This window comes from Pseudonocardia humida, from assembly GCF_023898865.1.
In the GTDB taxonomy this organism is placed as follows: Bacteria; Actinomycetota; Actinomycetes; order Mycobacteriales; family Pseudonocardiaceae; genus Pseudonocardia; species Pseudonocardia humida.
Genome location: NZ_JAGSOV010000034.1, coordinates 229,219 through 251,510, shown reverse-complemented (window position 1 = coordinate 251,510; position 22,292 = coordinate 229,219). Strand labels below are relative to the sequence as shown.

The 22,292-nt window shown below is 74.6% G+C and carries 14 protein-coding genes and 2 pseudogenes; 9 read left to right on the top strand and 7 right to left on the bottom strand.

Annotated features, from left to right (window positions below):
• Positions 1-822: pseudogene (locus KDL28_RS15745) on the bottom strand (hypothetical protein); the annotation flags it as partial.
• Between the two features lie 177 nt (positions 823-999).
• On the opposite strand from KDL28_RS15745, the gene KDL28_RS15740 reads away from it, so the two are divergent.
• Positions 1,000-3,951, top strand: a complete 2,952-nt coding sequence (locus KDL28_RS15740) for an AfsR/SARP family transcriptional regulator (protein WP_252439230.1) — start codon at positions 1,000-1,002, stop codon at positions 3,949-3,951.
• A 177-nt stretch (positions 3,952-4,128) separates the two neighbouring features.
• Here KDL28_RS15740 and KDL28_RS15735 read toward each other — a convergent pair whose 3' ends face one another.
• Positions 4,129-5,163: an acyl-CoA dehydrogenase family protein gene (locus KDL28_RS15735; RefSeq protein ID WP_252439228.1), complete on the bottom strand. Its 1,035-nt coding sequence runs from the start codon at positions 5,161-5,163 to the stop codon at positions 4,129-4,131.
• An 80-nt stretch (positions 5,164-5,243) separates the two neighbouring features.
• Between KDL28_RS15735 and KDL28_RS15730 the strand changes: the two genes are divergently transcribed.
• Complete coding sequence (locus KDL28_RS15730; RefSeq protein WP_252439226.1) at positions 5,244-6,113, top strand: AraC family transcriptional regulator; 870 nt, start codon at positions 5,244-5,246, stop codon at positions 6,111-6,113.
• A gap of 14 nt (positions 6,114-6,127) precedes the next feature.
• Here KDL28_RS15730 and KDL28_RS15725 read toward each other — a convergent pair whose 3' ends face one another.
• From KDL28_RS15725 to KDL28_RS15710, 4 genes are all read right to left on the bottom strand, one after another.
• The gene (locus tag KDL28_RS15725) at positions 6,128-6,808 is read right to left on the bottom strand and encodes a GntR family transcriptional regulator (RefSeq protein ID WP_252439224.1); all 681 of its coding nucleotides are present in this window, start codon (positions 6,806-6,808) and stop codon (positions 6,128-6,130) included.
• Between the two features lie 58 nt (positions 6,809-6,866).
• Positions 6,867-8,414: a glutamine synthetase family protein gene (locus KDL28_RS15720; RefSeq protein ID WP_252439222.1), complete on the bottom strand. Its 1,548-nt coding sequence runs from the start codon at positions 8,412-8,414 to the stop codon at positions 6,867-6,869.
• Positions 8,407-9,744: an aromatic ring-hydroxylating dioxygenase subunit alpha gene (locus KDL28_RS15715; protein ID WP_252439220.1), complete on the bottom strand. Its 1,338-nt coding sequence runs from the start codon at positions 9,742-9,744 to the stop codon at positions 8,407-8,409. Before KDL28_RS15715 ends, KDL28_RS15720 begins: the two co-directional genes overlap by 8 nt.
• A 141-nt stretch (positions 9,745-9,885) precedes the next feature.
• A complete protein-coding gene (locus tag KDL28_RS15710; RefSeq protein WP_252439218.1) occupies positions 9,886-10,872 on the bottom strand; it encodes an ABC transporter substrate-binding protein in 987 nt (328 codons plus the stop codon).
• Positions 10,873-11,061: 189 nt separating this feature from the next.
• Here KDL28_RS15710 and KDL28_RS15705 point away from each other — a divergent pair, with 189 nt between their 5' ends.
• Positions 11,062-11,316, top strand: coding sequence for a hypothetical protein (locus KDL28_RS15705; protein ID WP_252439216.1), 255 nt, complete (start codon positions 11,062-11,064; stop codon positions 11,314-11,316).
• Between the two features lie 35 nt (positions 11,317-11,351).
• Positions 11,352-16,358, top strand: coding sequence for a diguanylate cyclase (locus tag KDL28_RS15700; protein ID WP_252439214.1), 5,007 nt, complete (start codon positions 11,352-11,354; stop codon positions 16,356-16,358).
• Between the two features lie 86 nt (positions 16,359-16,444).
• Here the strand turns inward: KDL28_RS15700 and KDL28_RS15695 are convergent, their stop codons facing one another.
• Positions 16,445-17,671, bottom strand: coding sequence for an MFS transporter (locus KDL28_RS15695; protein ID WP_252439212.1), 1,227 nt, complete (start codon positions 17,669-17,671; stop codon positions 16,445-16,447).
• Between the two features lie 296 nt (positions 17,672-17,967).
• Here KDL28_RS15695 and KDL28_RS15690 point away from each other — a divergent pair, with 296 nt between their 5' ends.
• The 5 genes and pseudogenes from KDL28_RS15690 to KDL28_RS15665 all read left to right on the top strand — a co-directional run bounded on the left by KDL28_RS15690 (position 17,968) and on the right by KDL28_RS15665 (position 22,280).
• Positions 17,968-19,035 (top strand): ABC transporter substrate-binding protein, encoded by a 1,068-nt coding sequence (locus KDL28_RS15690; RefSeq protein WP_252439210.1) that lies wholly within the window; start codon positions 17,968-17,970, stop codon positions 19,033-19,035.
• Between the two features lie 95 nt (positions 19,036-19,130).
• Positions 19,131-20,094: pseudogene (locus KDL28_RS42120) on the top strand (FecCD family ABC transporter permease).
• Positions 20,091-20,906: an ABC transporter ATP-binding protein gene (locus KDL28_RS15675; protein WP_252439246.1), complete on the top strand. Its 816-nt coding sequence runs from the start codon at positions 20,091-20,093 to the stop codon at positions 20,904-20,906. The pseudogene KDL28_RS42120 and the gene KDL28_RS15675 overlap by 4 nt, the downstream one beginning before the upstream one ends.
• A gap of 189 nt (positions 20,907-21,095) precedes the next feature.
• Complete coding sequence (locus KDL28_RS15670; protein ID WP_252439206.1) at positions 21,096-21,950, top strand: LLM class flavin-dependent oxidoreductase; 855 nt, start codon at positions 21,096-21,098, stop codon at positions 21,948-21,950.
• Positions 21,951-22,076: 126 nt separating this feature from the next.
• Positions 22,077-22,280, top strand: coding sequence for a hypothetical protein (locus tag KDL28_RS15665; protein ID WP_252439204.1), 204 nt, complete (start codon positions 22,077-22,079; stop codon positions 22,278-22,280).
• The last annotated feature ends 12 nt before the right edge of the window (positions 22,281-22,292 follow it).

Below are 22,292 nucleotides of genomic sequence, written 5' to 3'. Positions count from 1 at the left end.
GCCGGCCGGGTCGCCGCCGGTGCCACCGTGCCCGCCGTTGCCGCCGATGCCGTCCGAGGCGCCGCCCCCGCCGCCGCCGGCGATGATGACCGTCGTCCCGTCGATCTGCACGGTGCTCGCGCCTCCACCGCCGCCGCTGGCACCGGCGCCGGAGTAGCCGTTGCGCCCGTCCCCGCCCGCAGCGCCCAGGCCGCCCCAGCCGCCGTCGGAGGCGCCGTGCCCGCAGTCGGTGGCGCCGACGCCGCCCACGGCGACCTGGATCTGCTGGTCGGCGGTGACGGCGGCGGTTCCGGTGACGGTCGCGCCGTTGCCGCCGGCGACGGAGTCGCAGGTGGTGCCGCTGTCGTCCTGCCCGACGCCGCCGCTGCCACCGGTCACCGTCAGCGTCACCGACGTCGCACCCGAGGGCACGGTCACGGTCTGCGGTGCGCCGGTGAACAGGACGGTCTGAGCGGGTGGGACCGTCGAGGCGACGACCAGGTCCTCCGCCGCCGCGGCGGGCGGTGCCGAGCACGCCGAGGCGAGGCCGACGATCGCGGTCACCGCGACCGCCCCCATCGCCGCGCGTGCGGTGTCCAGCCTGGTGATGTGCACGGTGTGCTCCACGAACTCGGTCGGGGCGGCAGATCCGCCCCGGGGTGGGATCACCGTGCCGCCGATGGCTCCAAGCGGGGTCCAACCGACCGCGCGACGCGTGGACTCGTCTTGGAGGGTGCGAGCTGCCCGGGGCAGCCACCGATCGGCTCCCGGCTCCCACATCGCGACCGCCGCGTCGGTGACCGTCACCCGACATTGGACCTGCTGCCGCTCCAGCCTCGCCAACGCGGTTCACCTCGCGCCCGCCTGGACAACGAGGTGCTGGGACCACAGAATCGGAAGATCGGCGGACGGTCGAGGAGCTTGCGCAGAAGGGACGACATGGAGGCGTCCTTGGGGGCTAGCGTCCGGGACGCCGGGTGGTTCCGTCAGCGCGCGGAGGCATGATCGGTGGTCTCCGCTGTGGGAGTGCACGACCTCGGTCCGCTGGAGTTGTCGGTCGACGGGTCCCGCTCGCGGATCCGCGGCCGGCAGATGACGGTGATCCTGGCGTCGCTGGCCATGAACGCGAACCGCGTGGTGCCGGTCGATGCGCTCATCGACGCGCTGTGGGGCGAGGAGGCCTCGACCGGGGCGTGGAGCACGCTCGACTCGCACGTCTTCCGCATCCGCAAGCAGCTCGAGCCGGACCGGCCCGCAGGCACGGCCCCGTCGGTGCTGCTCAAGCAGGGCAACGGCTACCAGCTCGTGGTGGCGGTCGACCAGGTCGACTCGCTGCGGTTCGCGGCCCTGGCCGAGCAGGTGGGCACCCTGGCCGCGGCCGGCCGCCACGACGAGGTCCTGCGCCGCTGCGACGAGGCGCTCGGACTGTGGCGGGGCCCCGTCGACCCCGTCGTGGCGGACGCCGACTGGTCGCAGGCGTGGCTGGCCCGGATGACCGAGTTGCGGGCGCAGATCAACGAGCGCCGCATCGAGGCGCTCATCCGGTCCGGCGGGCCCGAGCGCGCACTCGCCGAGTTCGACGGTCTGCTCCGGGAGTCGCCGTTCCGGGAGCACCTGCACGCGCTGCGGATGGTGGCGTTGTACCGGTGCGGGCGCACCGAGGAAGCACTGGCCGCTTTCGAGGAGGTGCGGGCGGCGCTGCGGGACGAGCTCGGCCTGACCCCCGGTCCCGAGCTGCAGCGCCTCCACGAGCAGATCCTCAACCACGACGCCGCCCTCGCGCCCAGGGCTCCGAGGGCAGGCACCGCCCTCGCCGCCCCCGCCGCCGCACCGGCCCCACCGCCGCGCACCCCGGAGGTGCACCTGCCGGTGGTGATGACGGCGCTCGTCGGCCGCGAGGCCGACCTCACCCGGGTCGACGGGCTGCTCCGGACCCACCGACTGGTGACCCTCACCGGCACCGCAGGGACCGGCAAGACCCGGCTGGCGGTCGAGGTCGCGCGCCGCTGCGCCGAGCGGTACCCGGACGGCGTGTGGTTCGTCGACCTGGCGCCCGTCGCCGGCGGGGAGCTGATCGCCGAGACCGTCCTGTCCACCATCGGCGTCACCACCACGACAGCCGGGTCCTCGCACGACGCCCTGCGCACCGCCGTCCGCGGCCGTCGCCTGCTCCTGCTCGTCGACAACTGCGAACACCTCCTGACCGACGTGGCGCCCGTCCTGACCACGCTGCTGGACGGCGGCGAGGAGCTGACCGTGCTGGCCACCAGCCGCGAGCAGCTCGAGCTCGACGGCGAGCTGATCTACCCGGTCGACCCGCTCGGCCTGCCCGACGCCGCCGACGGCGACTCGGCGGCCGTGGAGCTGTTCCTGGCGCGGCTGGGCACGGCCGCGCCGCAGGTCGTCGCCACCGCGGACGCGCAGGAGCTGCGGGACCGGGCGGTCGAGATCTGCGCGGGCCTGGACGGGCTACCGCTGGCGATCGAGCTCGCCGCCGCCCGGGCGCGCGTGTACAGCCTCGAGGAGATCCGCGACCAGATCCGCTTCGACCCCACCCAGCTGGCGAGGATCGGACGGCCGGGCACCCCGCGCAGGCGCTCGCTGCAGTCCGAGCTGGACTGGGGTCATCGGCTGCTCAGCGCCGAGGAACAGCTGGTGCACCGCCGGCTCGCCGTCCTGCCCGGGCCCTTCAGCCTCGCGGCCGCGGCCGCGACCACGGGGATGCCCGGCGCCGAGCTGGCCGAGCTGCTGCCGATGCTGGTCAACCGGTCGCTGCTGGCCGCAGGCCCGGCGCCCCGCCCCGGCGGCCCGACGCTGTTCCGCCAGCTCGTCGTCGTCCGCGGGCACGCGGCCCGTGCGCTCGCGCAGGAGGGGGAGACCGATGCGACCCTCGACCGGCGCGACGCGTGGGTGTCGGGGCTGGTGAGCGTGGCGTCGCGCACCGACCGGCTCGAGCTCAGACGCCGCTACCGCGTCGTGGACGACGACTACGCAGCCGTGCGGGCCATGCTGCAGCGCTCGTTGGTGGACGAGCCGTCGCGGGCGGGGGCGCGGACGGCGGGCTGGCTGCACGCCTACTGGTACTACCGGGGCAGGTTGCTGGAAGCCGTGCGGTGGCTGTCGCTCGCCGCGACCGCGCTCGGCGACGGTGGCGCCGCCGACGCGATCGACGAGGCGTGGGTCCACCTGGGCCTGGCCAAGATGCTCGCCCACCAGGGCCGCACCGACCAGGCCCGGTCGCACAGCGAGCGCGGGCTCGCCGTGGCCGACCGGATCGCACCGGAGCACCTGAGCGCGTTCGGGCTCGACGTCGCGATCCAGGCGGGGAACATGTGGTCGGCCGGCGACCCCGAGACCGCCCGGCACCTGCTCACCCGCACGATCGAACTGGCCGGGACCACCCGCGACGTGGTGCTCGAGGTGCTGTCCGACGCGACGCGCAGCCTGGTCGAGAGCGACGTGGTCGAGCCAGCGCGCACGATCGCCCGGGCCGAGCAGGTCTACCCGCGCGCCCGAGCCCTCGAGCTGGACGTGGCGGCGTGGATGGCCGCGCGCGCGGGCAGCTACGCCGCACTCAGCGCGGCCGATGCCGACAGCGGGATGCTGTGGTCGGACCGCGTGATCGAACTGCACCTGCGCGAGGGCGGCGAGCTGGGCGGTGCGTTCGTGGAGATGCGGGCCAACTTCCTGACCCTGGCCGGTCACCACCGCACGGCGGTGGTGCTGTACTCCGCCGCTCGCGCGCAGCGCGACCGCGAAGGCCTGGCGTGGCGATCGGCCCCCGAGACGTCGACGCTGCTCGACCGCGCCCGGGCGGCCCTGGATCCGGGCGAGTACGAGCGGGCCTGGCAGGAGGGGGAGCACCTGACCCTCGGCGGTGTCGTCCACGTCGCTGTCGACGTCGGCAGCGGGGTCGTCGAACCGTCGGCGCCGAGGCAGGCCGCACGTACCGCACCCCGCTCGTCGAGCTGAGCACGCAGTCGGAGGCCGCCGCCGTCCCCGGCGAGGAGGCCGCGCTGGTGTGCGCCAGGTCGTGCGCGTTGACGGCGTCGATGGGCCGTTCGACAACGGGGAAATCCCACAGCGGGCGACGCCAGCGGCGGCCGGGACCGGTCGCGGGGGACAGCTCGTACCACCCTGGTCCCGGCATCACCCGGCGAGCGCGGCTCCGGCGCGCTCGGCCGCGAGGTACGGGTTCAGGTGCGGGTGGCGGCTGCCGACCGCGACGTCCCGCCAGAACCGTTGCAGCGCGTTCCCGGTGGCGAAGCCGCTCGAGCCGTGCAGGTCCAGCATCAGCTCGACCGCGGAACGGCAGTCGCGGGCGGCGTTGGCCAGATCGGCCTGCGACCGGATGTGATCGGCGCCGGTCACCCCGGGAGCGTCGGCCTCGGCGGCCACCGCGAGCATCGTGCGCTCCGCCCGCCGCGCCAGCCGGCCCGCGTCGGCGAGCCAGTGCCGCGCGCCCGGTGATTCCCCCATGCGCGTGTACTGGGTCATGAACGGCTTGCGGTCCGAGGCGAACATCGCGGTGACCACGTCCAGCGCGCCGAACGTCGCGCCGACCACCGGCCCGAGCACGCTCAGTCCGTAGAGCAGCATGTCCTGGGGTGGTCCGGGCAACTGGAGCGCGGCGACCCGTTCGGACGGGACCACGAGATCCGCGACGAGCGTGTGGCTCCCGGTGCCGCGCATCCCGGCCACGTGCCACGTCCGATCGATCGCCAGGTCGGCGGTCGGCACCACGGCGTAGGAGAACACCCCGTCCAGCACCACGCCCAGGCCCGCCCACGTGGCGTCCTCGCAGCCGGATGTGCTGGCCCAGCGACCGGTGAGCCGCACCCCACCCGGAACGGGCTCGGCGCGTCCCCCCGCCGGGTTGCCGGAGCCGCAGAACAGCGCGTCCGGGTCGGCGAACAGTTCCCGTTCGACCGCGGGGGCGAACCTGCCCGCCGCCAACGTCTTCGAGGTCAGGCACGTCCCGACGACCCATGCGGTGGACGGGCAGTCGCGGCCCAGCGCGCTGAGCAGGCGCGCGATGTCGGTGGCGCTCGTCCAGGAGCCGCCGTACTCCCGTGGTGTCCGCAGTGCGAAGGCGCCGACGTCCCGTGCGGCCTGCAGGCTCTCCGCGGTCGGACGACCCTGCAGCTCGGTCTTCTCCGCGTTCGCGGCCAGTATCTCGTTCACGGGCCAACCCCAGCAGCGGGCGCGGCCGACCGCCATGCGCGAGCCGCCCAGCTCGATACGCACGGCTACCATCGGCGGTGATGGACGTGATCACGGCCGCGATCGACAGTGTCCGGTTCGGCCGCGCCAACGCGCGCCGGATCACCGAGTCCGGCGCATGGGGCGTCCGGTTCCCCCCGATCGCGGTGCTGGGGTTCCACGTCCTGCTGCGCGGCGAGGGCTGGCTGATCACCGCCGACGACGCCCCGGCCGCGCTGCGGCCCGGCGACATGATCTTCACGGCCGCCCTCACCGAGCACGGGCTGGCGCACGCGCCCTGCCGGCTCGAGGAACTACCCGAGTTCGGTTTCGACCACGTTCCGGAGCCGGAGGGCACCGCCGACTTCGAGTTCCTCTGCGGCGCGTACACGCTCGACGGCCGACCGCCCGCGCTGCTGCAGCGGCTCCCCGGCGTCGTCGCGCTGTCGCCGGACCACGACCGCAATCCCGGCCTGCGGGCGCTGGTGGACATGCTGTCCGCGGACTTCGCGGCCCCGGCTCCGGAGGGCCCCGAGGCCGGGCGCGCGGCGCTGGTCGATCTGATGATCGTGCACGCCCTGCGCCACCTGCAGGAGCAGGGCTGGGTGATCGGTGCGGAGCCCGGCATCGCCGAGGCGCTGCACGCGATCCACGAGCGCCCGGAGCGGCCGTGGACCGTGCAGCAGCTCAGCGCCGTCGCCGGGATGTCCCGCACGTCGTTCGCCCGCCGGTTCACCGCCGCGGTGGGGGCGCCACCGATGGCCTACCTGACCGACTGGCGCCTGAGCACCGGCGCCCGCCTGCTGCGGCAGACCCCCACGCCGCTGGCGGGCATCGCGCGGCGTGTGGGGTACGCGTCCGAGTTCGGGTTCGCGGCGGCGTTCCGCCGCCGCTACGGCATAGCGCCGGGGCGCTTCCGCGCTCGCGGGTAGGTGCGCGCACGGCCTCAGCCGGGGACCCCGCGGAAGACCGTCGACGAGCGCTGCTCGAACCACCGGGCGAGCTGCTCGCCGGCCTGGACCACGTGTTCGCGCATCAGCGAGCCGGCCGCCGCGGCGTCACCCGCGGCGAGGGCCCCGACGATGCGGTCGTGCTCGGTGAAGTTGTCCGCGCAGTACCGCGGGTCGTCGACCAGCAGGCGGGCCAGGATGTTGCGGGGGTAGGCCGCGTGCAGCTCGTCGATCGCGCGGTGCAGCCGGTGGTTGCCCGAGCACGCCGCGATGACGGTGTGGAAGTCCTCGTTGCCGCGGTGGCGGCGGGTCGGCTCCGGGTCGGGGTCGGCACCGCCGGCATCGGCGCGCCTGCGCATCTCGAGGTTGAGCACGCGCAGCTGATCGAGGTGGGCGGGGGTGATGCGGCGGACCGCACGGCGGGCGGCCAGCGCCTCCAGCTCCGCGCGCACCTCGTAGGTCTCGCGGACCTCCCACGGTGCCGGGACCCGCACCACCGCACCGCGGTTCGGGTGCACCTCGATCAGCCCGCCGGTCTGCAGCTGGCGCAGCGCCTCGCGCACCGGCATCCGGCTGACCCCGAAGTCGACCGCCAGCTCGGCCTGGCGCAGTTGGGCGCCGATCGGGATGTCCCCGGACAGGATCCGTTCCCGGATCCGCGCGGCCACCTGGTCCACCAGCGCACCACCGGACTCGCCGCCGGACCGAGCGGCCCGCCGGGCGTGCTCAGCGTGCTCAGAGGAGGTCGAAGTACTCACGCTGCTCCCAGTCCGACACCTCGGCGAGGTAGCGGGCGAACTCGGCCCGCTTGAGGTGCGCGTACCAGTCCACCACGGCGTCGCCGAGCGCGCGGCGGAACACCGTGCTGGCCTCGAGCGCGGCGACGGCCTCACCGAGGGTGCCGGGCAGCCGGGGTGCCCCGTCAGCGTAGGGGCTGTCGCTCGGCGGTCCCGGCACCAGCCCGCGTCCGACCCCGTCCAGGCCGCAGACCACCTGCGAGAGGATGTAGAGGTAGGGATTGGCGGCCGGCTCTCCGCAGCGGTTCTCCAGGTGCCCGCCTGCCGCGCCGGGCGGGGTCACCACCCGCACCATCGCGCCGCGGTTGTCGCGGCCCCACAGCACCCGGTCCGGGGCCAGCGAGTGCGGCAGGTAGCGCTTGTAGCCGTTGACCGTGGGCGTGGTGAACGCGGTGGCGGCCGCGGCGTGCTCCAGCAGGCCCGCCATCCAGGCCATCCCCGTCGCGGACAGCGGCTCGCCCGGCCCGGTCGCGGCGAAGACCGGCTCGGCGGTGGCCGCCCGGCGCAACGACTGGTGCAGGTGCCAGCCCGCGGAGGCGGTGTCGGCGCCCAGCGGGCGGGACATGAACGTGGCGTGCAGGCCCTGCCGGCGGCACACCTGCTTGACGGCGGTCCGGCAGAGCACGACGTCGTCGGCGACCTTCGCGGCGTCGCCGGCGTCCAGGGTGATCTCGAACTGGCTGGGCCCGAACTCCAGCTCGATCGAGCGCAGCGGCAGGTCCAGCAGGGTCAGTCCGCGGTGCAGCTCCTCGACCAGCCCGTCGACGGCGTCGAGGGTGTCCGCCTTGAGCAGCTGCGCCCCCGGGGTCGTCGGACGGACCGCCGCGGCGGCGCCGGGCCGTCCCGGGCGGCTGGTGCGGTCGGCGTCCAGCGCGTCGAGCGGTCCGTCGGCCGGGGCGAGGACGTGGAACTCGAGCTCGGTGCCGACGGTGAGTGCGAGGTCGTGCTCGCCGAGTCGGGCGAGCTGGGAGCGCAGCAGGGTCCGGGTGCAGAACGGGACGGCGCGGCCGTCCGGGTAGCGCAGGTCGGCCAGGAGCAGTCCGGTGCGCGGCGACCAGGGCAGCACCCGGAACGTCGTCGGGTCGGGGACCAGCACCACGTCCCCGGCGCCGGAGAACCCGGCGTGGCCGTCGAGCGCGAGCGCCTCGAAGACCGGGTAGGTGGTGCGCCCGGCGGTGTCCTTGAGCAGCAGCGAGGACGGCGCGGAGATCCCCGAGCGCAGCGCGCCCGGGAGCGCGGCGCGGGTGAGCGTCTTGCCGCGCAGGACGCCGTGCTGGTCGGTGAAGCAGACCCGCACCATCTCCAGGCCGAGCTCGTCGACCACCCGGCGCAGCTGCGCCGCGGCGGCGTACTGCTCGTCCGACCACAGGTCGTGCCGGTCGACGAAGCCACCCCGGTCGCCGGCGAGCAGCGGGCGGGCTCCCGCCCCGGCGCCGCCCGCGGCGACGGGACGCTCGTCACTGCTGCGCGTGCCGCTCTCACGCATCTGCGACGGCCTCCGCCTGCGCTCGCCCCGCCCACGGCGACGCCGCGCGCCGCTGGGCGTCGTGGCGCTGCCAGCGCTGCGCCCAGTCGTCGGCCGGGCTGACCATGTCCACGGCGACCGGCCCGGTCATGGCGGCCGCTGCCGCGGCGTCGGGCGGCCGGCCCGGCAGCGGGTTGCCGGCCGCGAACGCCTCCAGCGAGCGCAGCAGCAGCCGCCGGTTCGCGGTGATGGCCCGGTCGGAGACGCCCAGGCGCTCGACCGTGCGGTCCTGGATCGGCCCCATCGACTCCACCGCCCACTGGTCGTGGACGTTGATGTCCAGGCCCATCCCGGTGTAGGTCAGCTCGCGCTGCTCGGCCGGGTCGAACCCCCAGTCGTTGGCCCGGTTCCGGATCGGGCGGTAGTCCGGCAGGGTGACCTCGGCCAACCGCTGGTCCAGCAGCGTCTGCTTGTCGGTCGGCTCGGCGAAGTCGTAGAGCACCATGTACCAGTGGTGGTGCTGGTCGTCGATCGGCACGTGCCACTGCGTGAACACCTTCGTGTTGCCGAACGGCACGGTGAACGCGTTCGGGAACAGCAGGTTGGTGATCCGCACGTGCGCGAGCTCCTCGGCGAGCCGGCGTACCGCGAACACCCGCAGCCCGTGCTCGGCCGGTTCCACCTCGATGTCCGGTCGGGAGTTCTCGCCTACCAGCGCCGAGAGCTTCTGCCCGGTGCCGGCCACCTCCTCGCTGAACTGCTGCCCGTAGGTCTCCCGCGGGTCCTCGCGCAGGAACCGGTGCAGGAACGACACGTGGCTGGGGTCGATCCCGCCCTCCACCCCCTGCAGCCAGTTGCAGTCCCACAGCCCCTTGAAGGCGAAGGTGTACTCGTCGGGGGCGGCGAAGCAGTCGTAGGCCGGGAACGGTGGGGGGTCGCCCGCGCCGAGGTAGGCGAAGACGATGCCGTTCCGCTCGGCGCACGGGTACCCGGGTATCCGGACCTTGTCGCTGAAGCGGCTGTGCTCGGGCTCGGCCGGTTGTTCGCGGCACCGGCCGTCGGGGCCGTAGAGCCAGCCGTGGTAGAGGCAGCGCAGCCCGCCGTCCTCCAGCCGCCCGTAGGACAGGTCCACTCCGCGGTGCGCGCAGAACCGCCCGACCAGCGCCCATCCACCGGTGTCGGTCCGGAACAGGACCAGGTCCTCGCCGAGCAGCCGCACCGCCTTCGCCGGGCGGTCGGCAGGCACCTCCGACACGAGCGCGGCCGGCTGCCAGTAGGAGCGCAACAGCCGGCCCAGCGGCGTGCCCGGGCCGGAACGGGTCAGCTTCTCGTTGTCCTCGCGACTCAGCATCGGGGCCTCCTCGATCCTGGATCAATATCCGACAACATTGGATCCAAAGCAACCCGACCGCGCAGGGCGGCGGCAGCCGGCGGATCAGGTCGGTCGACCGCTGGGACCGCCCGGCACGTCAGGAGACTCCGGCCGGCGGGGTCAGTACCGGCGGCCCGGCAGCGCCGCCAGAGCGCCGGACCGTTCGAACACGGTCTCCTCGGTGACCACCCGCTGCAGCACCCGTTCCCCCGCAACGATCTTCCTGGCCAGCTCCATCAGCTGCGGGCCGAGCAGGGGGTTGCACTCCACGATGTAGTTGATCTTGCCGTCGATCAAGGCCTCCATCCCTTCGCGCACCGCGTCCACCGTGATGATCTTGATGTCCTCGCCGGGCACCTCGCCGGCCTCCTCGATCGCCTCGATCGCGCCGAGTCCCATGTCGTCGTTGTGGGCGTAGAGGACGTCGATGTCCGGGGTCGAGGCGAGGAAGTCCCGCATCACCGCCTTGCCGCCGGCCCGGGTGAAGTCCCCCGAGGCCGAAGCGACGATCTTCAGGTTCGGGTTCTGGGCGATGGCCGCGCCGAAACCCAGTTTGCGTTCGATCGCCGGTGCGGAGTCCTCGGTGCCCCGGATCTCCACGATCGAGACCGGTTCCTCTGCGGTGTTGTAGAGGTCGCTGAGCCAGGTCCCGGCCTTGTTCCCCTCCTCGATGAAGTCCGAACCGAGGAAGCTCTGGTACAGGCTCGAGTCGGACGTCTGGATCGCCCGGTCGGTGAGGATCACCGGGATGCCCGCCTGCCTGGCCTCCAGCAGCACGGGATCCCAGCCGGTCTCGACGACCGGGCTGAAGGCGATCACGTCGACCCGCTGCGCGATGAACGAGCGGATGGCCTCGATCTGGCGGTCGCGGCTCTGCTGGGCGTCGGAGAACAGCAGTTCGACCCCCGCGGCGGCGGCGGACTCCTGGATCGACTTGGTGTTCGCCGTCCGCCACCCGCTCTCGGAGCCGACCTGCGAGAAGCCCATGGTGAGCCGACCGTCGGGCGGCCCGACGGCATCTGCGTCCGCCGCGGTCCCGCAGCCGGTCAGGACCAGTAGCAGCACTGCAGCCGCGGCCCGGGCCGCAGTCGTCAAGTTCGCGCGCATGCGTGTCTCCTGGGGGAGCGATCCGGGGGGATCGCTGCTAGGTCGTGACGTGCATCACCCCGACCGGGGGAACCTATTGCATGGGCGTCACGCTCCGTCGCCGGGTGGCTCGTCCGTCCCGGTGATGGCAGGCCGCGTCGGCCGGGTCGCCGGTGCGCGCATCCGGATCGGGCGTGCCGACACCACGGGGTGACTCACCTGGCGGTCGTCGCCGCCGAGCGGGCAGGCTGGGGCCAGGTGATCAGCGCGGTGGCCATGGTGACGAACGGCGTGCGGACCGGCGGTCCGGCGATGCGTACCAGGACGCCCGGCCGGCCGCTTCCGGAGTCGGTGGCGTCGGACTTCGGACTGGTCCGGCGCGACGCCCCCTTCCGCCGCCGAGGTGCGTCCCCGCAGGTCGGTGCCACCGCCTGGGCGTCGCACGTCGGCGTCGCGGTGTACTGATGTCGGCTCGTGCACCGGGGGGGAAGGTGGCTGCAGTGCCCGCTCGACGCGGATCTGCCGGACCGGTGTTCGACGACGGCCGCGTCCGGGTCTGGCGCACGCACGATCCCGATCTCGGTGTCCTGCTCCACAAGGAGGCGCTCGGCGAGGGGGCGCTCGAGCGGATCGCGCACGAGGCTTCGGTGCTGCGTCGCCTCGAGGGCGTACCGGGAGTCCCGAGGTTGCGGTCCTCCGTCGATCCGTGCGTCCTGGTGGCCGCCGCGTCCGACGGGCGGTCCCTGGCGGAAGCGCTGGCCGAGCGCCGGCTGACCCCACCCGAGGTCCTCGCGCTGGGGCAGCAGCTGGCCGCGACGTTGGAGGCGGTGCACGAGGCGGGTGTCGCGCACCTCGGCCTGCACCCCGGCACCGTGCTGCTGGTCGAGGACGGCGGCGTCGAGCTGGTCGACTTCACCCTCGCGACGATGATCGCCGAGGTCCGTCCCGGGTTCACCCACCACCGCGAGATCTTGGGCCCGTTGCCCTACCTGTCACCGGAGCAGACCGGACGGACCGGGTCCGCCGTCGACCGGCGGTCCGACCTGTACGCGGTCGGCGCCGTGCTCTACGAGGCCGCGACCGGCAGGCCACCGTTCATCGAGGAGGACGCCTTCGAGCTGCTCCGGGAGATCCTCACGCGCGAGCCGACGCCGGTGACGGCGCTGGACCCGACGCTCCCGGCCGGGCTGGAGGCCGTGCTGGCCCGGCTCCTGGAGAAGGAACCCGATCGCCGCTACCAGTCCGCCGCAGGTCTCGCCCACGACCTCGCCCGCGTCGCCGCCGACACCGGGACGACCTTCCCGCTGGGGGAGCGGGATTTCCCCGACCGGCTGTCCCCGCCGACGCAGCTGATCGGCAGGGATCGCGAGATCGCGGTCCTCACCGAGGCGTTGGACGCCGTTGCCGATCCGGCGGAGCCGAGCAGCGGAGCGCCCGCCTGCCGTGTCGTGCTGGTCAGCGGCGGCCCCGGCGTCGGCAAGTCGGCGCTGGTCAGCACGTTGCGTCGGCTGGTGACCCGGCGCGGGGGGTGGTTCGTCTCCGGCAAGGCCGACCAGGTCGTCCGCGACTCCTCGGCGGGATTGCGCTGGGCTCTGCGCGGTCTCGCGCGGCTGCTGCTGGCCGAGCCGCCGGCGGCCCTGGAGGCCCGGGCCCGGGAGCTCCGGCAGCGGCTGCGGTCCAACGCCTCGGTCCTCGTGGCGATCGCCCCCGAGTTCGCCCAGGTGCTGGGGGAGTCGGGCGCTGCCGCGGTCCTGGACGAGCGCGAGCGGGAGGACCGCATCCAGCAGTCCGTGGTCGACCTGCTCCAGGTCGTCGCCTCGCCCAGCCGCCCCCTCGTGCTCTTCCTCGACGACGTGCAGTGGGCCCCGCCGAGCGCCCTCGACATGCTCGACGCCATCGTCAACGCCCCGGGCATGGACGGTCTGCTGCTGGTGGGCGCGTACCGCGACACCGACGTCGACGCGCGCCTCGCGGCGATAGTGGGCAGCTGGGAGCGGTTGGCCGTGAAGCCGACGAGGGTGCGGTTGGCTCCGCTCGACGTGGACGACCTCGCGACCCTGCTCGAGCACGTGCTGCGGCTCCCCGCCGGGCAGTCCGCGGTGCTGGCCGGCGTCCTCGGGGAGCGGACGGGGGGCAACCCCTTCGACACCATCGAGCTGCTGAACTCGCTGCGCGACGACGGTGCGCTGGCGCTGGCGGACGGCGGGTGGACCTGGGACGCGGCCGCGGTCCGGCACCACGTCGGCCGCAGCGACGTCGTCGCCCTGCTCACCGCCCGCATCGAGGACCTCGGGCCGGACGCGGCGCACGTGCTCGGCGTGATGGCCTGCCTGGGCGCGGAGGTGTCGGGGACCGACCTCGCCACCGCGTGCGGCCTGACCGCCGGACAGCTCGTCACCCACCTGGGACGGCCGCTGGCGGCGGGCCTGGTGACCGCGGCGCGGGGCGGCCGCCCCACGACCGACGCGGTGCTCGGCCGGCTGCGGTTCCGGCACGACCGCGTGCAGCAGGCCGCCTTCGAGCGGCTCGGTGCCGAGGAGCGGCGGGCGGTCCAGGCGCGGACGGGCTGGCGGCTCGCCGCGGCCGGGCGGGGACTGCACGCCGCTCGGCAGCTGCTCGCCGCGGACGTCCGACCGCTCGACGCGGATGAACGCGAGCGCGTCGTCCGGCTCTACCGCTGGGCAGCCGACGACGAGCGGCGGCGCACGGAGTTCACGGCCGCCGAGCAGTTCCTCGCCGCGGCGGCCCGGATCCTGCGGGACGACCCGGCGACGGCGCACCAGCACTTCGAGGTGGAATCCGAGCGCCACCAGGTCCTGTACCAGCTGGGACGGCTCGACGAGGCGGACACCGTCTACGCGTCGCTGTCCGGGGGCGCCCGGGACGACCGCGAGCTCGCGCAGATCACCGCGATCCAGGTGGCCTCCCTGACCAACCGGCACATGTACGGGGCCGCGGTGGAGCTCGGACTGCGCGTCCTGGCCCGGCTGGGGGTGCCCTACCCGGAGCCCGATGCCGCGATCGAGGTCGCCTGCGGGTTGGCCGAGGTGGTGGCCTGGACCAAGGGGCTCGATGCGGTGGCCGCCCGAGGTCGCCCCGTCCTGACCGATCCGACCGCGGCCGCGCTGGCCGCGGTGATGGGTCGGCTCAGCCCGGCCGCCTTCTTCTCGGCCCCGTTGGTGTCCGGGTGGCTGGTCACCCGGGCGCAGCGACTGTGGGAGGAGCACGGCCCGAGCACCGACCTGATGGCGGTGCTGGGGCACGCTCCGGTGGCGTTCATCGCGGTGCTGGACGAGTACCACGCCGGCGAGGTCCTGCTCACCCACCTCCTCGCCACCGGGGAGGCGCACGGCTGGGAACGGGCCGTCGCCTACACCCGGTTCCTGCACACGGTGTCCAGCGCGCACTGGTTCCAGCCGCTCGACGCGTGCGTGCCGACGGCGAAGCAGGCCCGCGACGGGCTGCTGCACGTCGGCGACCTGCCGCAGGCGTGCTGGTCCTACGTCCCGGTGGTCGTCGACACGTTCGAGACCGCGCCCCACCTCGACCAGTCGCTCCCCGAGCTCGCCGCCGCGCTCGCCCTGGCCGAGCGCACGGGGATCCTGCCCGTACAGCGCTCCTTCTCGATCATCCGCCGGTTCTGCCACGAAGCCCGAGCCGGCACGGACGCCTCGACGAGCCCGCCCCCGCAGGCCCCGGGCGAGCAGGCCGTCGAGGCGCTCGCCGAGTCCAACACCGTCGTCGGCGCCTACCTGTGGCTCTTCCGCAGCATCTCGGCGGCCCTGCTGGGCGACTGGGAGCGGCTCGCGGCCAACAGCCGCGCCGCGTACCGCCGGGCGCAACGGCTCCCCGGAATCGTGATCACGCTGATGACCACCGTGCCGTTCGGGCTCGACCTCAGCCTGCAGCTGCGCCGGCAGCCACCGGGCGGACCCGCGCACACCGCGCTCCTCTCCGAACTCGACGACGTGCTGGACTGGCTGCGTCGCCGAGCGCACGACCAACCGGCCAACGTCGCCCACCTCGTGAGCTACCTCGAAGCGGAGCGCGCATGGGCACTCGGTGACCACGACGGTGCTCTGGTGGCGTTCGATTCCGCGTTGTCGGCGGTGCAGCGGGTATCGCGGCCGTGGCACCACGCGCTGCTCGCCCGCCGGGCCGGCGAGCTGCACCGCGAGCGGGGCCTGGAGCACAGCGGTCGACTGCACCTCGCCGAGGCCAAGCAGGTGCTGCTCGACTGGGGTGCCGACGCGATGGCCGCCGAGTTCGACCGTGCTCACCCGTTCCTGCGGGATCGGTCGATCGCGCGCGCCACCACCTCCGGCTCGCGAGCGGCGATCTCGGCGCACCCGGTTCTGCAGGCCGACACCATCGACACGACCGCGATCCTGCGCGTCGCGCAGGCGCTCGCGGCGCAGACGACGATGCCCCAACTGCACGACGCGATCGTGGAGCAGCTCCGCGCGATCACCGGTGCGACAGCGGTGCGGGTCGTGCTCCGCGACGAGAGCGCCGGTTGGCGGGTCTACCGGCCCGCCACCGACACCGTCGGCGACGCGGCCCTCGACGACCCCGCTCTCGACGACTCCGCCTTCGACGACCCCGCTCTCGACGACTCCGCCTTCGACGACTCCGCCTTCGACGAGGACGGCGCGGCCGCTCTCGTCCCGGTCAGCGCTGTCCGGTACGTGCTGCGCACGCGCGAGGCCCTCGCCGTCGACGACGCGACCGCCGACGACCGGTTCGCCCAGGACCCTTACCTCGCCGACGAGCAGCGCCTCGCGCTGCTCGTCGTCCCCGTGCTGCGCGCGGCTGAGCTCCGGGCGGTGCTCGTGCTGGAGAACCGCCTCACCAGCGGGGCCTTCACGACCGACCGGCTCGGCTTCGTCACCATGCTCACCGGCCAGCTCGCCGTGGCCCTGGACAACGCCCAGGTCTACACCTCGCTCGAGCGACGCATCGCCGAGCGGACCACCGCGCTGCGCTCGGCGAACGCGCAGCTGGAACTGCTCAGCAGCACCGACGCCCTGACCGGAGTGGCCAACCGCCGACGCTTCGACGCGGCACTCGCCGCCGAGTGGACGCGTTCGCTCGAGACCGCACTCCCCGTCTCCGTGCTCATGGTGGACGTCGACCGCTTCAAGCAGTACAACGACGACCACGGCCACCTCGCCGGCGACGCGTGCCTGGTCGAGATCAGCCGACTCCTCGCGGCCGGCTTGCGCGACACCGATCTGCTCTGCCGCTACGGCGGCGAGGAGTTCGCCGCGATCCTGCCCCGCGCAGACCTCGCGGCCGCGGTGGACGTGGCCGAGCGGATGCGGCTGGCCGTCGAGGATGCGCGGCTGCCGCACACCGGTGATGTCGGAGTGGTGACGGTCAGCGTCGGCGTCGCTTCTTCGCCCGCCTCGACGAGGAGCCAGGGCAGCGAACTGCTCGCCCGCGCGGACCTGGCGTTGTACGCGGCGAAGCGCGCCGGGCGCAACTGCGTCCGGACGCAGGTCTGACCGCTCGCGCTCGCGGGCCTGCCCGGATGAACCATCCCGGCGGGCGGTCCGCCGTCTGCCGGCCCGATCCCCCGGACGGCCGCGCCTCAGCGGCCGCCCACCCGGCACGCGTCCGCCTCGGCGGCGGTCCGCGGCTCGAGGGCGGGCGGCCGCAGCGCGCTGGTGGCCCACGCGACCGGAACCGCGACCGCGGCGAGGGCCAGGCCGGTCAGCACCGCCGCGGAGGCGGTCGAGCCGGCGATCGCCGCGCCGCCGGCGGACGACCCGACCGCGATGCCGATGTTGACCGCGGACGCGGGCATCGACTGGGCCAGCCCGCCACCGGGTCCGGCCAGGCTGACCACCCGGTACTGCAGCGAGGGTGTCATGCCCATCGCGACCACGCCCAGCGCCAGCAGCACCAGCGCCACCAGGACGGGGACCGAGCCGACGAGGTACAGCGCCAGCAGGCACAGCGCAGTGCCGGTCGTCGCCACGACCAGCGTGCGGGCTGCGTCCCGGTCGGCGAAGCGGCCGCCGCCGAACGAGCCCACCGCCGTGGCCACGCCGTAGGCCAGCAGGAAGACGCTGATCAGCGGCCCGGAGACGCCGGTGACGGTCTGCAGGAACGGCACGATGTAGGTCAGCGCCGCGTACACCGAGGCGAACACCAGCACGTGCAGCGCCAGCACGGCGAGCACCCGCGGCGCGAACGCGTACCGGGCCTGGTCGCCGACGCCTGCGGTGGTGCCGGGCACGGCGGGGACGAGCGGGACGACAGCGACCAGCGCCAGGACGGCGAGCACCACGACGGCGGTGAACGAGCCGCGCCAGCCGAGCAGCTGGCCGAGCAGCGTGCCCACCGGCACGCCCACCGCACCGGACACCGCGACCCCGGAGATCACCACCGAGATCGCCCGGCCGGTCCGCTCCGGTGGAACGACCGCGGTGCCTGCGGCGAACGCGGCGGCGATGAACACGCCCTGCAGCGCGCCGGCGAGCACGCGCGTGCCGAGGAGCAGGCCGTAGCCGGTGGTCAGCACCGCGACCAGGTTGGCCAGCGCGAACAGCGCGAGCGCAGCGGCGAGGACGGTGCGCCGGTTCAACCGGATGGTCAGCGCGGTGAGGACCGGCCCGCCGACGGCCAGGCCCAACGCGTACGCCGTGACCAGGGTGCCGGCGGTCGCGATGGGGACCTGCAGGTCGGCGGCGACCAGGTCGAGCACGCCGACCACGAGCAGCTCGACGCTGCCCATCACGAACATGCCGCCGAACAGGGCGGCCAGGGCGAGGTTCGCCCGGCGCGGGGCCAGGCCCGCGGTGTGGGTGCTCATGCACGTCTTCCTCGTCGTCGTGCCGGGTCGCCCCGGCCGAGTGGGTGTCGGTCAGCGGGTCGGAGCGGCGCCATGCCGAGTGGTGGTCGGTTCGGCGTCCGGATCGAGACCCGCCGCGGCGGTGGAACCCGTCGCGACCGTCGCGGGACACCTGGTGACCTGCGCCACAGGAGTCGCCGGAGGGCTACCGGCCCGACAACCCGCCCACCTCGCGGAAGGACCCCGGAACCGTTCCGCCCCATCCGGCGACCACTGTTCCGGGGCCCGGTGCGGGCCTCCTGACGACGGGAGTGCGCATGCGGATGGGCTGTCGGGTGCTGGGCGGCCTGCTGGCGGTCTCGGGCCTCCTGGTGGGGGCGTGCGGGGGTGGCGCGGTGGCTGCGGACGCCGGGCCGGCGCCCGCGCCGGCGGCCGGGTTCCCGGTGCGGATCGAGAACTGCGGCGCGGCCCTCGACGTGCCGGCGCTGCCCACGAAGGTGGTCACCAGCAACGCGTCCGGTCTGGAGATGCTGCTGTGGTTGGGCGCGCAGGACCGTGTCCTGGGCACGGGCTTCCCGCCCGCGCCGGGCGCGCTGCCGCCGGAGCTGGCCGACGCCGGCGCCGCGGTGCCGGTGCTGGGCACGGCGATCATCCCGAAGGAGACCCTGCTCGGATCGGGCGCCGACACGTTCATCACGACGTTCTCGAGCATGGGGTCGATGGGTGGGGCGGCGGGCCAGGTCCCCACGGCCGAGGAGTACGCGGCGGCGGGGATCGAGGAGGTCTTCCTGCAGTCCACCTCCTGCCCGCCGCGGGGCGGGCCGGTGGAGGACCTTTCGGTGGAGGGGGACGACATCCGCCGCCTCGGGACGTTGACCGGCACCTCAGCGAAGGCCGACGAGCTGGTCGCGGGCATGGAGGCCACCGTCGATGAGGTGCAGGCGGCGATCGGGCCGGTGCCGATGGAGCAGCGGCCGTCGTACTTCTTCTTCGACGTCGGCCCGACGCCGGGCGACCCGATGGCCACGTGCAACCAGCAGGTCGCCCACGCGGCGATCACCCTGGCCGGGGCGCGGAACGTCTTCTCCGACTGCGCGGGCACCTTCCGGCAGACCAGCTGGGAGGAGGTGGTGGCGCGCGACCCCGACTGGATCCAGCTCGGGGTGCGCAACCGGGGCAGCGTCGAGGCCAACGAGGCGGGGTTCGCGGAGGGCGTCCGCTTCCTCAAGGAGTTCCCCGCCACCGCCGGGCTGGCCGCGGTCCAGCAGGACCGGTTCCTGCGCATCCCCTCGGAGGTCACCACCATCGCCGGGGTCCGCAACGCCGACACGGTCCGGCGGATCGCCGCCACCCTGTACCCGGACCGGCTGCGAGCGGAGCAGTAGTGGCGCTGCTGACCACCCGCGCCGGCTCGACGCCCGGGGTGACCGTGCGCGCGGGCGCGGCCGCGGTCGTGCTGGGCGCGGCGCTGCTCGTGCTGATGACGGTGGCGGTGTCGCTGGGCTCGAGCGACGTCCCCTTCGCCCGGGTGTGGGAGATCGTGGGCGCCCGGCTCACCGGGGTCGAGCTCCCGCCGGGCACGTCCGGGCTGATCGTGTGGCAGCTGCGGGTCCCACGGGCCCTGCTGGCCGCGCTCGTCGGGGCCGGGTTGGGTCTGGTGGGCACCGCGGTGCAGGCCCTGGTGCGCAATCCGCTGGCCGATCCGTACCTGCTCGGGGTGTCCTCCGGCGCGTCGCTGGGGGCGGTGGCGGCGATCGTGCTCGGTGCCGGGATCGGGGGCCTGGCCGCGGTCGGGCTGTCCGGGGCGGCGTTCCTCGGGGCCCTGGCGTCGTTCGCGCTGGTGTGGGCGATCGCGCGGCGGTGGGGCGTTCTCCCCGCTGCGGCTGGTGCTGGCCGGGGTGGCCATCGGCCAGTTCCTGTCCGGGATCACCAGCTACCTGGTCCTGCAGACCTCCGACGACCAGGAGACCCGCAGGGTGCTGTTCTGGCTGATGGGCACCCTCGGCGGCGCCCAGTGGAACCAGCTGGCGCTGCCCGCGCTGGCGGTCGGGCTGGGCCTGGTGGTGCTGCAGGCTCGGGCCCGCGGGCTCAACGCGCTGCTGATGGGCGACGAGACCGCGGCCGGACTGGGCGTCGAGGTCGCCCGGCTGCGCCGGGAGCTGTTCGTGGTGACCAGCCTGCTGACCGGGGTGCTGGTGGCGGTGTCGGGGGCGATCGGCTTCGTGGGGCTGATGGTGCCGCACGTGTGCCGGCCGGTCGTCGGCGGCGACCACCGGCGACTGCTGCCGATCTCGGCGTTGACCGGGGCGGTGCTGCTGGTCGCGGTCGACGTGGTCGCCCGCACCGCGCTGGACGACCAGGAGCTGCCGATCGGTGTGGTGACGGCGTTCCTCGGCGCGCCGGTGCTGCTGTTCCTGCTCGACCGCCGGTTGGAGCGGGCATGACGACGGCGCCGAGGACCGGGCGGATGCGGCGGCTGGCCGTCGAGGACCTGCACGTGACGCTGTCCGGCCGGGCGGTCGTCTCCGGGGTCACGGTGCTGGCCGGGCCGGGGGAGATCGTCGGGCTCGTCGGCCCGAACGGCAGCGGCAAGTCCACCGTGCTGCGCACGGTGTACCGGCACCTGCGCCCGCACGCCGGCCGGGTGCTGGTCGACGATCGGGACGTGCGCGAGCTCGCGGCGAGCGAAGCGGCCCGGCACGTGGCGGCGCTGCCCCAGGAGCGCGGGGCCGACTTCGAGCTGCGCGTGCGCGAGGTGGTCGCGATGGGCCGCACCCCGTACAAGCGGGCGTTCGCCGGCGAGGACGCCACCGACCGGCAGATCATCGCCACCGCCCTGGAACAGGTCGGCATGACCGGCGCCGCGGGGCGCGGGTTCGCCACCCTGTCCGGCGGGGAGCGCCAGCGGGTGCTGCTGGCCAGGGCGTTCGCCCAGCAGCCCGACGTGCTCGTGCTCGACGAGCCGACCAACCACCTCGACGTGCGCCACCAGGTGGAGCTGCTGGCCCTGCTGCGCCGGCACCGCCGCACGGCGCTGGTGGCCCTGCACGACCTGAACGCCGCGGCCTCGGTGTGCGACCGGCTGCACGTGCTGTCGGCCGGGTCGGTCGTGGCCTCGGGAGCGCCGCGCGACGTCCTCACCGCGGAACTGCTCGCGGACGTGCTCGGCGTGCGGGCCACCGTCGTCGACAACCCGCTGACCGGCGACCCGCTGATCGCGTTCGACCACCGGGAGCCGGCCACCGGGACCCCGTGACCCGCGCTCGGCCGAAGTAGCCCGTCGGGCGGCCGTTCGTCGGCGAGATCGGCCGTTCGCCGGTGCCCCGGTCACCTGCTCCGGCAAGCAGTGGGGTGCCTCGGCGTTGGTCGACGGGGGCGGGCCGGTGGCCGCGCCGCGGTCGCGTCCGGGGAACCGGGTGCCGCGACCGGGACGACCCTCTGCGGCATGGACGTCTGCACCCAGGACGGGCCGGGCCCGCTGCGCTTCCGGGGCCGCCCGGTCGGCTACCTGAGCCACGTGGCCGGCCGCGGTGGGCCGGCGCAGGTGTACCGGGAGACCGTCGAGCTGGCGGTGGCCGCCGAGGAGCTGGGGTTCGCCTCGTTCTGGGTCGCCCAGCACCACGCCGGGGCGCTGGAGGGGCTGCTGCCCTCGCCGCTGGTGCTGCTGGGCGCGGTGGCCGAGCGGACCTCGACGATCCGGTTGGGGACGGCGGTGGTGGCCGCGGCGTTGGAGGATCCGCGCCGGTTGGCCGAGGACGCTGCCGTCGTCGACGTGCTGTCCGGCGGGCGGCTGGAGCTGGGCGTGGGCGCCGGGGCGGACGCGGCGGCGTCGGCGGCGTTCGGCCGCGACCACGACCGCCGCCACCACGACTGCGAGCGCGTGGTCGACGTCCTGTGCGCGGAGCTGACCGGGTCCTGGCTGGTGCCGGCGGCGACCGGGCTGCGCAGCCGGCTGTGGTGGGCCACCGGGTCCGCGGCCGGCGTGGACGCCGCGGCGGACCGGGGGATCGGCGTGCTGTCCGGGCGCCCGGCGCACCTGCCGGGCACGGTCGAGGGCCTCTTCCGCTACCGCTGCGCCGCCGCCGATCCGCGGGTGGCCCTGTGCCGGGTGGTGCCCGCGGGGGAGCCGGGCGCGGCGCAGCTGGACAGGTGGGCGGCGGACCCGGCCCTGCCGTCGGCGACCGAGCTGGTGGTGCAGACCGGGCCGGCCGCTGCGGGCTTCTCGGCGCACCTGGGCACGTTGCGCGCGGTGTCCGCGGCCGTGCGCTCGGCCCTGGCCGCCGGGACGGTTCGACCGTGAGCGAGCCCGTCGGTCGCTGCGGATGAACCGACCGGGTGGCGGCCGGAACCGCAGGACGGTTGTGGACGACCCGTGGGACGTGGTGCCCTCGACGGGCACCAGCCATCCGACCGGATCGGGGTTCCCATGCGACACATCGCCACCTTCTGCGGCCAGTGCAACTGCGGCTGCCCGGAGCTGCACATCGACGACGCGGCCGCACCCGAGAAGCGGGTGGTGATCACCGACGACTTCGGCCAGCGCATCCAGATGAGCCTGGGCCAGCTCGCGGACCTGGTCGCGGACGTGCGCAGCGGGGTGCTCGACGACGTCCTGGCGCAGGTGGGCTGACCCGGCACCCGG

Excerpts from the sequence above, each read along its gene's own strand:
- KDL28_RS15730 (WP_252439226.1), top strand. The coding sequence starts at position 5,244 with ATGGACGTGATCACGGCCGCGATCGACAGTGTCCGGTTCGGCCGCGCC.
- KDL28_RS15695 (WP_252439212.1), bottom strand. The coding sequence starts at position 17,671 with ATGAGCACCCACACCGCGGGCCTGGCCCCGCGCCGGGCGAACCTCGCC.
- KDL28_RS15690 (WP_252439210.1), top strand. The coding sequence starts at position 17,968 with ATGCGGATGGGCTGTCGGGTGCTGGGCGGCCTGCTGGCGGTCTCGGGC.
- KDL28_RS15665 (WP_252439204.1), top strand. The coding sequence starts at position 22,077 with ATGCGACACATCGCCACCTTCTGCGGCCAGTGCAACTGCGGCTGCCCG.
- KDL28_RS15670 (WP_252439206.1), top strand. The coding sequence starts at position 21,096 with ATGGACGTCTGCACCCAGGACGGGCCGGGCCCGCTGCGCTTCCGGGGC.
- KDL28_RS15720 (WP_252439222.1), bottom strand. The coding sequence starts at position 8,414 with ATGCGTGAGAGCGGCACGCGCAGCAGTGACGAGCGTCCCGTCGCCGCG.
- KDL28_RS15710 (WP_252439218.1), bottom strand. The coding sequence starts at position 10,872 with ATGCGCGCGAACTTGACGACTGCGGCCCGGGCCGCGGCTGCAGTGCTG.
- KDL28_RS15715 (WP_252439220.1), bottom strand. The coding sequence starts at position 9,744 with ATGCTGAGTCGCGAGGACAACGAGAAGCTGACCCGTTCCGGCCCGGGC.
- KDL28_RS15675 (WP_252439246.1), top strand. The coding sequence starts at position 20,091 with ATGACGACGGCGCCGAGGACCGGGCGGATGCGGCGGCTGGCCGTCGAG.